The following is a 12,457-nucleotide window of genomic DNA, read 5'->3' on the forward strand; positions in this document are numbered from 1 at the left end:
TGAATGGCTATGTCACAGAATCCCCCTATTTCGCAGGCCGAGGCGCCGGTATTGCGCCTGCAAGGCATCTGCAAGCATTTCCATGGCGTCACCGCGCTGAAAGACGTGGCGCTGACGGTGCGCGCCGGCGAAGTGATGGCGCTGATCGGCGAAAACGGCGCCGGCAAGTCGACCCTGGTCAAGACGCTGACCGGCATTTATCAACCGGACGCCGGCCATATCGAAGTGAACGGCCAGCGCGTGCTGTTTGCCAGCCCGCAAGACGCGATGGATGCCGGCATGACCGCCGTGCACCAGGAAACCGTGATGTTCGATGAACTGACGGTGGCCGAAAATATCTATATCGGCCGCCAGCCGCAGACCGGCTATCCGGCCCGCATCGACTGGGCGCTGATGGCCAGCCAGGCCGAAGCGATCTTCGCGCGGCTGGAAGTGCAGTTGCCGGTCTTGGCCAAGGTCAAGGACCTGAGCGTGGCGCAGCGTCACTTCGTCGAGATCGCCCGCGCCCTGTCGCAGGATGCGCGTGTGGTGATCATGGACGAGCCGACGGCCTCGCTGTCGCAGCGCGAAATCCACGAGCTGTACCGCATCATCGGCCAGCTGCGCGCGGCCGGCACGGCGGTCATTTTCATCTCGCACAAATTCGATGAAATCTTTGCCGTCGCCGACAGCTATACGGTGCTGCGCGACGGCCATTTTGTCGCTGCCGGTTTGCTGGCCGAAATCACCGAACCGCAGCTGGTGTCGCTGATGGTGGGCCGCGCGATCCACCAGGTATTTCCCAAGGTCGAGGTGCCACTGGGAGCGACCCTGCTGGAAGTGTCGCAGTTCTGTCATCCGACCGAATTTCGCGATATTCATTTTTCGGTGCAGCAAGGTGAGATCGTCGGCTTCTATGGCCTGGTGGGCGCCGGCCGCTCCGAGGTGATGCAGGCGCTGTTCGGCCTCACGCAAGGCGTGACGGGCACGGTCAAGATTGCCGGCAAGGAAGTGGCGATCCGCAGCGCCAGCGACGCCATCAAGCACGGCATCGCCTATGTGCCGGAAGACCGTCAGCACCAGGGCGCGCACCTGTCGCTGTCGATCGTACAGAACATTACCTTGCCGATTCTGGATGGTATCGGTTTTTTTCTCCGCAGCAAGCGTTCGCGTGAAACCGCGATTGCGCGCCAGTTCAGCGAACAGCTGGAACTGAAAGCCAGCCATTTTACGCAAATGGTGTCGGAACTGTCCGGTGGCAACCAGCAAAAAGTGGTGCTGGCCAAATGGCTGGCCACCAAGCCGAAAGTCATTATTCTCGATGAACCCACCAAGGGCATCGATATCGGCTCGAAAGCGGCCGTGCACCGCTTTATCAGCGAGCTGGTGACGCAGGGCCTGTCGGTAATTTTGGTGTCGTCGGAATTGCCGGAAGTACTGGGCATGGCCGACCGCGTGGTGGTGATGCACCAGGGACATATCAATTGCGTGTTGCCGCGTGCCCAGGCGACACCGGAAAAAGTGGTTGCCGCCGCCTCCGGCAGCGCGTACTCGAACGAGGAACTCACATGCACTACCTGAAACAACGCGAAGTCCAGCTGGCGCTGCTGATCGTGCTGCTGGCCGGCGCCGTGGGCCTGCGCGCCCCCGTCTTCCTGACCCCGGGCAGCCTGGGCAACCTGCTGACCGACAGCACTTTATTGATCATGCTGGCGCTGACGCAAATGTTCGTCATCGTCACGCGCGGCATCGATCTGTCGGTGGCCTCGAACCTGGCCTTGTCGGGCATGATGGCGGCGCTGCTGGCCGTCAACTATCCCGACCTGCCCTTGGCGCTGGTGATGCTGGTGGCAGTGCTGATCGGCCTGCTGCTAGGCCTGGTCAATGGCTATCTGATCGGCTACCTGGACCTGCCGCCCATCGTGGTGACGTTGGGCACCATGAGCGTGTACCGCGGCCTGGTGTTCGTGCTGTCCGGCGGCGCCTGGGTCTCGTCGCACCAGATGCCGGCCAACTTTATCGCCTTTCCATTGAGTCATTTGTTTGGCGTGACGCACCTGGTGTGGATCGCGGCCGCCGCCATTCTCGCCACCTGGCTGCTGGCGCGGTATACGCGCTTCGGGCGCGACCTGTATGCAATCGGCAACCAGCCGCTGGCGGCGCGCTATGTCGGCATCTCGACGGCACGGCGCCTGTTCTGGACGTATGGCCTGTCAGGCATGATGGCGGGCCTGTGCGGCTATCTGTGGGTGGCCCGTTACGCGGTCGCGTATTCGGAAATTGCCTACGGTTTTGAATTTACCGTGATCGCCGCCTGCGTGATCGGCGGCATCAGCATCGCCGGCGGCGCCGGCACCGTGGCCGGCGCCGTGCTCGGCGCGCTGTTCCTGTCGGTGATCAACAACGCCTTGCCGATCATCAAAGTGTCACCGTTCTGGCAAAGCGCGCTGACGGGCATCGTGATCCTGACAGCCGTCCTGATCAATGCACGCGGCAACAAGAAAGCCGGGCGCCAGATCCTGCCGCTGGCCATGCTACAACCCTCATCAAGGAGCGCCGCGTGAACGCGATCTCGACTTCCCTGCACCAGCCTGACGCGGCCAAAACGTCATCCGACAAGGCACCCGGTTCGCGCTACACCATCCTCGACCGCAAGGCGCCGCGACTGTCGCATTACCTGGCGCACTGGGAAGCGCTGCTGGCGCTGCTGCTGGTCGCGGTATTCATCGGCAACAGCGTGTTCCTGCCGAACTTTTTCGACACCTATAATCTCGCCGACAGCACCTTCAATTTCAGCGAAAAAGCGCTGATTGCATTGCCGATGGCCTTGCTGATCATCTGCCGCGAAATCGATATTTCCGTCTCGGGCACCCTGGCGCTGTCATCGGTGGCGATGGGCTTTGCGCACCACCACGGCGTGCCGCCCGAAGGCCTGCTGTTCGTGGCGCTGGCCATGGGCGCCGTCTGCGGCAGCCTGAACGGCGTGCTGGTGACGCGCTTTGCCTTGCCGTCCATCGTCGTGACGATCGGCACGGTGGCGCTGTTTCGCGGCCTGGCCAGCGTGATCCTGGGCGACCAGGCCTACACCGGTTACCCGCAACTGCTGATCGACTGGGGCCAGGGCTATTTCTTCGACATCATTCCGCGCCCCTTTGTGATCCTGCTGGCATTCGCCGTGCTGTTTGCGGTGCTGCTGCATGCGACGAGCTGGGGTCGGCGCATCTTTGCCATCGGCAGCAATCCGATGGCGGCGCGTTTCTCGGGCGTGGCGGTGGACCGCTACCGCTTTGCCCTGTTCGTGCTGACGGGCGCCATGGCCGGTCTGGCCGCCTGGTTGCTGACCGGACGCATCGGCAGCACGCGGCCGAATATCGCCATGGGCTGGGAACTGGAAGTGATCACCATGGTCATCCTCGGCGGCGTCAGCATCGCCGGCGGCAAGGGCAGCATCGGCGGCGTGATGCTGGCCGTGTTGCTGCTGGGCATGGTCACCTATGGCCTTGCGCTGCTGAATATTCCTGGCGTGATCATGACGATCGTGGTCGGCATCTTGTTGCTGATTACGATCGCCCTGCCGCGCCTGTTGACCCGCACATCGACGAAAAAATAATCATGGAACAAATTGCTTTCAAGATGCAACTGAAACCCGGCAATGCCGCAGAATATCAACGCCGCCACGATACCATATGGCCCGAGCTGGCGGCCTTGCTGCACGAGTCCGGCGTGCGCGACTACAGCATCTTTCTCGATGAAGCGACGGGTGCGCTGTTCGCCGTGCTGCGCCGCATGGACGGCCACGCGATGGAGTCGCTGCCGCAGCATCCGGTGATGCGCCGCTGGTGGGATTACATGGCCGACCTGATGGACACGCAGAGCGATGCCTCGCCCGTCGTCGTGCCGCTGGCACCCGTGTTTCACCTCGCCTAAGGACTGCCGTGACCATCGACGCCACCGTTGTACTCGATATCGGCAAGACCAATGCCAAGCTGACCTTGCTGGATGCCGCCGGCGCCATCCTGGCCGAACAGCGCTGCCCGAACAACATCATTCAAACAGGACTGTATCCGCACCACGATACGGAGCGCCTGTGGCACTGGCTGCAAACCACCCTGGCCGCGTTTTCACGCCTGGCCCGCATCAGCGCCATCGTGCCCGTCACCCATGGCGCCACGGCGGCGCTGGTCGACGATACGGGCCTGGTGCTGCCCATCCTCGACTATGAGTCGACCTTGCCGCAGGCGCTGGCGGCCGAGTACGCGGCGCTCAGGCCAGCCTTTGGCGACGGCCTGTCGCCGCAACTGCCGTGCGGCCTGAACCTGGGCTTACAGCTGTACTGGCTGGCCAAAACGTATCCGCAGGAATTCGCCCGCGCGCGCCATATCCTGACCTACCCGCAATACTGGGCCTGGAGACTGTGCGGCGTGGCGGCCAGCGAAGTGACGTCACTCGGTTGCCATACGGATTTATGGCAACCGCAGCTGGGCACCTTTTCCTCGCTGGTGCATCGCATGGAATGGACGCAGCTGTTTCCGCCGCTGCAAGCGGCATGGACGGCGCTGGGGCCGGTGCGAGCCAACCCAGCGCTGCCCGATTGCCAGGTACTGTGCGGCATCCATGACAGCAATGCTTCGCTGCTGCGCTATCTGGAGACGGAGGCGAACGACCAGCCGCGCACGATATTGTCGACCGGTACCTGGGCGATTGCCGCCGCGTTTGGCGCGCGACTGGACCGGCTCGATGAAACGGCCGACATGCTGGCCAATGTCAACGCGCTTGGGCAACCCGTGGCCTGCATGCGCTTTATGGGCGGACGCGAGTTTTCGGTGCTGGCAGGAGGATCTCCGCAAGTATGCGATGTGGCCGATATCGAACGGTTGGTGCGGCAGGGCAGCCTCGCGCTGCCGTGTTTTGCCGAGTCCGGCGGGCCGTTCGTCGGGCAGGCGGGACGCATCGTGGGGCCGGCGCCACAGACGGCGCAGGAATACTACGCGCTGGCCACCCTGTATTGCGCGTTGATGAGCGACTATTGCCTCGATGCCCTGGGCGCCGGCGGGCCGGTGATGGTGGAAGGCAGCTTTACCGACAACCCGCATTTCGCCTCCGTGCTGGCAGCGCTGCGGCCAGGCCAGGACGTGGCCGTATCGCAGGACGCCAGCGGCACCACCTGCGGCGGCTGGATGTTGCACCGCTGGGGCGAGGTGCCGGCGCTGGAGTCGACGGTGATGGCGGCGCTGGCCTTGGACGGCCTGACTGCTTATCGAGAACAATGGCGGGCACTCGCAACCGAACCGGCCTTGAAAATACGGGCGTAAACGAAAAATGCCCTGTCCGCAGACAGGGCAACCCGGAGTAAAGTACAGCGCGAGGGGGATTAGCCGGCGGCTTTGACTTTCAGCTCGTTCTTGATTTCTTTCACGCCGCTCACGGAAGCGACGATCTGCACGACGCGGTCACCCGCTTCGGCGCTCGGCACGTCGCCCGACAGGACGACCACGCCTTGCTGGGTTGCTACCTTGACTGGCAGGGCAGCGGCTTGCGCATCGGCGCTCAGGGCGGCCTTGGCCGAGGAAGTGATGGTTTCATCAGGGACGGCAGCGGCGGCGTTGGCGGCCACGACGGTGTCAGCAGGAGCTTGTGCTTTTGGTGCGGAGTCAGCGGCATGCGAAGCGGTGATCGAGGCGCCCGACAGTACGATAGCGGCAACCAGGGTATTGAACAGTTTCGATGTTTGCATGGTAGTTCCTCTCAATGAAGTTAAAAGCTTCTTACTTGGATAAAGCAACACTTTGAAGCGTCACATCTACCCATACAGCAAGCACCGTGCCAGCTTTTAAATTACATTCAAAATCAACGACTTACATGCAAACGCAATTTTTCCAGCGCATTTCGCAGCGATCTGGCCCGAAAAACGGGGGGTTTTGTCGCCTGACAGCGACAGCTTATGGCAACAATATCAATGTTTTAAAATAAGTCGTTGATTATTAAGGTTTTATTTTTGTCGCTATTCAGCGACAGGGTCGCCATCCGTGCGGAACAGGGCCGGCGTCAGCTCGTATTTCTGTAATAAACGGTAGAACTCCGTGCGGTTGCGGTCGGCCAGGCGGGCCGCATCGGCCACGTTGCCATCCGTCAGGCGCAGCAATTGGATCAGGTAGTCGCGCTCGAAGCGCTGCTTGGCTTCGTTGTAGCTGAGTGCTTCCAGCGACGGCACGCGCAGGGCCCGCTGCACCAGGGACAGGGGCACCAGCGGTGCCGTGGCCAGCGCACACACTTGCTCGACCACATTGACCAGCTGGCGCACATTGCCGGGCCATGGCGCCGCCACCAGGGCCGTGAGGGCGTCGGGCGCGAAGCCATTCAACGGTTTCTGGTACTTGGCCGCCAGCTTCTGCAGGAAATGGTTCGCCAGCAGGGCGATATCTTCGCGGCGCTCGGCCAGCGGCGGCAGGGTCAAGGTCACCACGTTCAGGCGGTAATACAGGTCTTCGCGGAACTGGCCTTCCGCCATGGCCACGTCCAGGTCGCGGTGCGTGGCGGACAGCAAGCGCACGTCGACCGGACGCGTCTGGTCGGCGCCGACGGGGCGCACGGCCCGCTCCTGCAGCACGCGCAGCAGTTTCACCTGCAGCGGCAGCGGCATGTCGCCGATCTCGTCCAAAAACAGGGTGCCGCCATCGGCCGCCTGAAATAGCCCTTCGCGGTTGCCGACGGCGCCCGTAAACGAACCTTTCACGTGGCCGAACAATTCCGATTCCAGCAACTGCTCGGGAATGGCGCCGCAGTTGACGGCGATGAACGGCGCCTTGGCGCGGCGGCTGGCGTTGTGCAGCGCGCGCGCCAGCAACTCCTTGCCCGTGCCGCTGGGGCCGCGTATCAAAATGCTGGCATCGGATCCGGCCACCAGCTTGGCTTCGGCCAGCAACTCGGCCATCTGCGAACTACGGCTGATCAACTCGGCACGCCAGCTCTCGTCGCCCGATGCTGGAGCCGGCATGACGGTGGACAAGTTGATGGCATACGCCACTTTTTCCATGAGCAGCTTGCCATCGAACGGTTTCGTCAGATACGCAAACGCGCCGCGCGCCGTCGCGTCGACGGCGTCGGGGATGGTGCCGTGGGCCGTCAGCAAGATGACGGGCAGGGCTGCATGCTGGCGGCGGATTTCATCGAATAGGGCCAGGCCGTCGCGGCCCGGCAATTGCACGTCGGTAATGACCAGGGCCGGCAGCTCCACGGCCAGGCGCGCCAGTGCCGCTTCCGCGCTGCCCACGGCCGTCACGCGATAGTTGCCCGCTTTCAAGCGGATGGTCAGCAGGCGCAGCAGGTCGGGGTCGTCGTCGACCAATAAGATGTGGGCGTGCTCGCTCATTTCGGCGCTCCCGCGGCAGGACGCACGGACAGGCTGCGCTCGATGTTTTTCAGCGCCTCGAGTTTTTCATTGAGCAAGTCGATGCGGCGCTGGGCGTCGCGCAACTGCGTGTTGAGCTTGTCGATGCTCTCGTCCTGGCGGCGCAGTTCCGCGTATTGGCTGCCCAGCAATTGCGCCAGCGGCGCCAGCAGTTGCGCGTCCTTGCCCGTGGCCGTGGCCAGCGGTTCCAGCAACGCTTGCGCGCGGGCCAGGTCGCCGGGACCGCGCAAGGCCGCTTGCAGCATGGCGCGGCGCAGCGTGTTGTGCGGCGCGTGATCGGCTTTCGCCAGGTCCAGCTGCGCCTTCACCAGTTCCGACGGCGTCATCAGGCGCAAGGCGCCTTGATATGCGAGCAATTCCGTCAGCTGGGGGTCCGTCACCACCACCACGCGCGGCGGCGTTTGCACCAGCACGGGCGTCTGGATAGGGGGCTTGGCGGCGCAAGCGCCCAAGAGCAGCGCGCAGGCGGCCATGGCGGCCAGGGGAATTCTCGTCATCATAAGGGCAGTTCTATCCGAAAATGCGCGCCGGCGGAGCGCGGTAAAAGAGTGACGCTGCCATCGTGGGCGGCGATATATTCACGCACGATGGACAGGCCAATGCCATTGCCGTTGCGCGCGCCGGCCGCCTGGCGCACGCCCTGGTAAAACGGCTCGAAGATGCGCGCGGCATCCTCGGGCGCCACGCCGGCACCTTCGTCGATGCAATCGATGCGTACACGGCCGCCTTCGCAAGACAGGGTGAAACGCACGGTGCCGCCTTCCGGACTGAAGCGCACGGCATTCGACAGCAGGTTCGCCAGGGCCGTCGCCAGCTTGTCGCGATCGGCCTGCACGATCAGGGATTCTCCCTGCACCTCGACCGTCAAACGGCGCGCCAGCCATTGCAGACGCTGCCCGGCCACCACATCTTGCAGCAAGACCAGCAAATCGACCTTGTTGTGCGCCAGGTGCTGGGCGTCAAAAGCGGCGGTATTGTAGCGCAGCAAGTCCTCGATCTGGGTTTGCAGGGACGCCGTGTTTTGCTGCAGGATGCCGGCGATTTCGCGCTGGCTGTCGCTGAGCTTGCCCGCCACCTCGTCTTCCAGCAAGGCCACGCCTTCGCGCAGGGCCGCCAGCGGGGTTTTCAGCTCGTGCGAAATGTGGCGCAGAAAACGTTCCTTGTCGGCATCGAGGTCGGCCAGGCGCTGGCGCAGCCAGTCGAGCTGCTGGCCCAGGCGGCGCGTGTCGGCCGGTCCGCCGACGACGATGGGCTGGTCGTAGCGCTTGTCGCCCAGGCGCTCGATGGCCGTCTCGATGCGGCGTAGCGGGCGCGACAACAGAAAGCCGAAGCAGGTGGCCAGCACGGCCGCCAGCAGCACGGCGCCACCGACCAGCACGCCCAGCACGCGGCGCTGGCGTTCCAGCTCGGCCAGCAGGGCGTCGTTGCGGCTGCCGATTTCCGTCTTGCTTTCGCGCGCCAGGCTGTCATTGATCTGCGTCATGCGGGCAAACGCGCGGTACACGACGGCATGGCCATCGCGCTTGCGGCGCTTACCCGCCTGCAAGACTTCCCACGCCGCTTGCGCCTGCACCGTCCATTCGTCAGCCAGCTGGGAAGCGAACTCGGGCGTGGCCCGGTTCAGCACTTGCAGCGCCGCCGTCGCTTCATCGCGGGCGGCCGCGTAGCGCTCGCGGAAGACGGGATCGTCGAGCACGAGGAATTGGCGCGCGCTGCGCTCCATGGCCAGGGTGCGCTCGGACAGCCGCTGCGACTGTTCCGTCAGGGCAATCGCCTGCGCCGCCGTCTCGCGCCCCAGCCGCGCCAGGTGCTCCAGGGTCAGCAGGGCTTGCACGGAGGTGGCCGTCAAAATGCCCGTCGTCAAAATGAAGGCGGCAAATAACAGTTGGCGAAAGGAAAGTCGGGACAAGGTAGGCGCCTTCGGTTCAGTCTGGACAGTAAAAGGCGCATGGTACGCTAAGCCTCCATCGCGGGGCGCCACCCGTCAAAAAATAGCTGATCTGGCAACGTTGTTGCTTTTGCGGCCGGCAAGCAAGCCACGGCGGCGGCGCGCAGATACTCCTAGTACAATAGGGAAAAGCTTCATACAGGCATCAAAGTGGCCCCGGCCCTGGCATTACGCCACTTTGCCCCCACATGTGATGCAGCCCCACCGACACTCCGAATCACCTACCGCAGAGATCCCATACCGCATGAGCACATTTGAAAAAGTCAGCAGCAACTTCATTCCAGTCTTGCAGGCAACCATCGAGCAATATGTCGAGCCAGCAACGGGCATGCGTCATATCCACATGCATACCGAGCAGGCTGAGATGGTGTTCCTGGTGGCCTTTCCCACTGTGCCGGAAGTGAGCGACGGGCGCGCCCACATCCTGGAACACCTGGCCTTGTGCGGCTCGTCCCGCTACCCGGTGCGCGACCCCTTCTTTTCGATGCTGCGCCGCTCGACGGCCACCTTCATGAATGCGATGACCTATCCGGACCGCACCGTGTATCCGTTCGCCAGCACCGACCGCAAGGATTTCTTCAACCTGCTCGACGTGTACCTGGACGCGGCTTTCTTCCCGAACCTCGATTACCTGAACTTCCGCCAGGAAGGCTGGCGCCATGCGTTCGAAGGCGACAAACTGGTGTACCAGGGCATCGTCTTCAATGAAATGAAGGGCGCTTTCAACAGCCCCATGCGCGCGCTCGACAGCGGCATCGCCAGCACCTTGCTCAAGGGCACGACCTACGAAGTGGAATCGGGCGGCGATCCGCTGGTAATCCCGGAACTGACGCATGACATGCTGAAAGAATTCCACGCCAGCCATTACCACCCGTCGCAAGCCGTGATCATGACCGCCGGCAATATCGAAGCGTCGGCCGTGCAAGAACAAGTGGCCGAACGCGTGCTGTCCAAGCTCAGCGGTTTCTCCGAACGCCGCCTGCCGCAGCTGGCCCCCGCCTGGACGGCGCCGCAGGAAAACATCGTGAAGATTCCGTCGCAGGAAGCGCGCGACGATGAATTCGGCCTGCAATTCGCCTGGCTGATGGGCGAGTCGAGCGACCCCATCGCCTACTACCACGCGCATTTGCTGTCGCACGGCTTGCTGGGCGAATCGTCGGCGCCCGTCATGCGCGCCATGGAATCGGCCGGCTATGGCCGCCCATCGGACATGAATGGCCGCGACGCGGGCATCCGCCAGATGGTGTTCCACATCGGCATGGAAGGTTTAACCAAAGAACAGATCGCCGATGCGCACCAGCGCATCTGGACGGCCCTGGAAAAGACGGCGGAAGAGGGCATTCCCGCCGCCGTGCTGCACGCGGCCTTGCGTGACATCAAATACAGCCAGCGCGAAATCAGCAGCGGCCGCATGCCTTACGGCCTGGGCCGCTTGCTGCACGCCTTGCCGCTGGCCATGTATGGCGGCGACGTCATGGACGCCTTCGACAATGCGGCCATCCTGGAAACGCTGGAACAGCAGATCGAAGACCCGGCCTTCTTCAAGCAGCTTGTGCGCGAACTGATCGCCAACCCGACCCGCCTGACGACGCACGTGGTGCCCGACAGCGCCTACTTCACGGACCGCGCGGCCCAGGAAGACGCCAAGCTGGCGGCCCTGCAAGCGCGCCTGACGGATGCCGAGCGCGAGCACATCGTGGCCGAGTCCGCCGCGCTGGAAGCGCATCAGCAACTGCCATCGAATTCGGAAGTGCTGCCGCGCATCCGCCCTGGCGACGTCAGCGCGCTGCCGCGTCCGGCATTGCCGATTCCCCCTGCCGTCAACGGCGCCGTGGCGTTCAGCATCGCCTCGAACGGCATCAGCTATGCCAACGTACTGTACGACGTGTCGGGCTTGCCGGAAGCGTCGTGGCCATGGCTGCGCCTGTACACGGACCTGGCGCCGGAACTGGGCGTGGGCGACATGTCGTTCGACGACGCCAGCGCCTGGCGCCAGAGCATGGTCCCATCGTTCCACATCGGCCTGGAAGCCATTCCCCGCCCACAACAGGCGATGCGCGTGGAATTGTCGTTCTCGGCCAGCGGCTTGCGCGAAGAACACGCGGCCATCGCCGCCGTGCTGTCGGCCTGGATCGCCAAACCCCGCTTCGATGAAGAAGAGCGCCTGGCCTTCCTGATCGAAAGCCTGGTGCAAGACAAACTCTCCAGCCTGGCCGAGTCCGGCAACCGCTACGCCATGCTGGCCTCGGCGGCTCCCCTGTCGCCGACGCGCCGCTTCGACGACATCGTCGGCGGCCCGGCGGCACTGCCGTTCTACCGCCGTTTGCAGCAGCTGAGCAAGACGTCGGCAGGCTTGCAGGAAATCGCGCGCGAGCTCGACACCCTGCACGCGCACATCATCGCCCAGCAGCCAACCGTGCTGTGCGCGGGCCTGGAGCAGGATGGCATCGCCCTGGCTCGCTTGCTGGCATTGCCGGTAGCCAGCACGGATGCCACGACGCCTGGCGACACGGCAGCGCCAGCAGCCTTGCCGCTGGCCAACACGGCCCTGCATGCGACGAGCCAGATCAACCATTGCTTCGTTTCCTGGGCCGTACCCGGCGTACACAATCCGGACGCCTCGGCCCTGGCCGTGGCCGCTGAACTGATGACCAACCAGGTGCTGCATACGGCCCTGCGCGAAAAAGGCGGCGCGTATGGCGGCAGCGCCAGCTATGCGGCCGGCGCCGGCACGTTTACCTTGAGTTCCTACCGCGACCCGCGCCTGGCCGGCACGTTTGCCGACTTCGGCACGACGCTGGATCAAATCCTCGACGGCGATTTTTCGCAAGAGCAGGTGGAAGAAGCCATCATCTGCGTCATCAAGGGCCTTGACAAGCCGCACTCGCCATACGCGGAAGCGCTGACGGCGTGGAACATGCAGCAGCGCGGCACGACGGAAGCCGTGCGCCAGCAGTTCCGCACCGGCGTATTGACCTGCACCCTGGCGCAGATCAAGGACGTCACGCGCACCTGGCTGAAAAACGGCCAGCCGAGCCGCGCCGCGTTTGCGGGCAACACGACGCAAGACCTGGCCGGGCTGGAAGTGGTGGATTTGCTGGCGCTGGCTTCTTAAACGGCCG

10 protein-coding genes are annotated in these 12,457 nt (G+C 63.8%); 6 read left to right on the forward strand and 4 right to left on the reverse strand.

The genetic code is table 11. From position 1 onward, the window contains the following. The first annotated feature begins 9 nt into the window (after positions 1-9). From SJI03_RS25480 to SJI03_RS25500, 5 genes are read left to right on the forward strand one after another with little or no spacing between them, the layout of a single operon-like run. Entirely contained in the window at positions 10-1,560 is a 1,551-nt protein-coding gene (locus tag SJI03_RS25480) for a sugar ABC transporter ATP-binding protein (protein WP_322429055.1), read from the forward strand. After that, a complete protein-coding gene (locus SJI03_RS25485; RefSeq protein ID WP_322429056.1) occupies positions 1,548-2,543 on the forward strand; it encodes an ABC transporter permease in 996 nt (331 codons plus the stop codon). The genes SJI03_RS25480 and SJI03_RS25485 overlap by 13 nt, the downstream gene beginning before the upstream one ends. Next, complete coding sequence (locus tag SJI03_RS25490; RefSeq protein WP_416208787.1) at positions 2,540-3,589, forward strand: ABC transporter permease; 1,050 nt, start codon at positions 2,540-2,542, stop codon at positions 3,587-3,589. Before SJI03_RS25485 ends, SJI03_RS25490 begins: the two co-directional genes overlap by 4 nt. Before the next feature lie 2 nt (positions 3,590-3,591). Next, positions 3,592-3,906 (forward strand): L-rhamnose mutarotase, encoded by a 315-nt coding sequence (gene rhaM / locus SJI03_RS25495; RefSeq protein WP_099377648.1) that lies wholly within the window; start codon positions 3,592-3,594, stop codon positions 3,904-3,906. 8 nt (positions 3,907-3,914) lie between these two features. Further along, on the forward strand, positions 3,915-5,291 hold the full coding sequence (locus SJI03_RS25500; protein WP_322429057.1) for an FGGY-family carbohydrate kinase: 1,377 nt from the start codon (positions 3,915-3,917) through the stop codon (positions 5,289-5,291). A gap of 59 nt (positions 5,292-5,350) precedes the next feature. Here the strand turns inward: SJI03_RS25500 and SJI03_RS25505 are convergent, their stop codons facing one another. From SJI03_RS25505 to SJI03_RS25520, 4 genes are all read right to left on the reverse strand, one after another. Further along, positions 5,351-5,713: a BON domain-containing protein gene (locus SJI03_RS25505; RefSeq protein WP_034752546.1), complete on the reverse strand. Its 363-nt coding sequence runs from the start codon at positions 5,711-5,713 to the stop codon at positions 5,351-5,353. 267 nt (positions 5,714-5,980) lie between these two features. After that, entirely contained in the window at positions 5,981-7,348 is a 1,368-nt protein-coding gene (locus tag SJI03_RS25510; protein ID WP_322429058.1) for a sigma 54-interacting transcriptional regulator, read from the reverse strand. After that, positions 7,345-7,887 (reverse strand): hypothetical protein, encoded by a 543-nt coding sequence (locus tag SJI03_RS25515; protein ID WP_322429059.1) that lies wholly within the window; start codon positions 7,885-7,887, stop codon positions 7,345-7,347. Before SJI03_RS25515 ends, SJI03_RS25510 begins: the two co-directional genes overlap by 4 nt. After that, positions 7,884-9,296 carry a HAMP domain-containing sensor histidine kinase gene (locus SJI03_RS25520; protein ID WP_322429060.1) on the reverse strand — a complete coding sequence of 471 codons (1,413 nt, stop codon included), beginning with the start codon at positions 9,294-9,296 and terminating at the stop codon, positions 7,884-7,886. The genes SJI03_RS25515 and SJI03_RS25520 overlap by 4 nt, the downstream gene beginning before the upstream one ends. A gap of 283 nt (positions 9,297-9,579) precedes the next feature. On the opposite strand from SJI03_RS25520, the gene SJI03_RS25525 reads away from it, so the two are divergent. Next, positions 9,580-12,450: an insulinase family protein gene (locus SJI03_RS25525; protein WP_322429061.1), complete on the forward strand. Its 2,871-nt coding sequence runs from the start codon at positions 9,580-9,582 to the stop codon at positions 12,448-12,450. Positions 12,451-12,457: the final 7 nt, after the last annotated feature.

Origin of the sequence: Janthinobacterium sp. GMG1 (assembly GCF_034427795.1) — a bacterium.
Classification (GTDB): Bacteria; Pseudomonadota; Gammaproteobacteria; order Burkholderiales; family Burkholderiaceae_D; genus Janthinobacterium.

What these genes read in the sequence shown, in the direction of transcription:
- SJI03_RS25480 (WP_322429055.1), top strand. Translation starts at nt 10, where the DNA reads ATGTCACAGAATCCCCCTATTTCGCAGGCCGAGGCGCCGGTATTGCGC.
- SJI03_RS25485 (WP_322429056.1), top strand. Translation starts at nt 1,548, where the DNA reads ATGCACTACCTGAAACAACGCGAAGTCCAGCTGGCGCTGCTGATCGTG.
- rhaM (WP_099377648.1), top strand. Translation starts at nt 3,592, where the DNA reads ATGGAACAAATTGCTTTCAAGATGCAACTGAAACCCGGCAATGCCGCA.
- SJI03_RS25525 (WP_322429061.1), top strand. Translation starts at nt 9,580, where the DNA reads ATGAGCACATTTGAAAAAGTCAGCAGCAACTTCATTCCAGTCTTGCAG.
- SJI03_RS25505 (WP_034752546.1), bottom strand. Translation starts at nt 5,713, where the DNA reads ATGCAAACATCGAAACTGTTCAATACCCTGGTTGCCGCTATCGTACTG.
- SJI03_RS25510 (WP_322429058.1), bottom strand. Translation starts at nt 7,348, where the DNA reads ATGAGCGAGCACGCCCACATCTTATTGGTCGACGACGACCCCGACCTG.
- SJI03_RS25515 (WP_322429059.1), bottom strand. Translation starts at nt 7,887, where the DNA reads ATGATGACGAGAATTCCCCTGGCCGCCATGGCCGCCTGCGCGCTGCTC.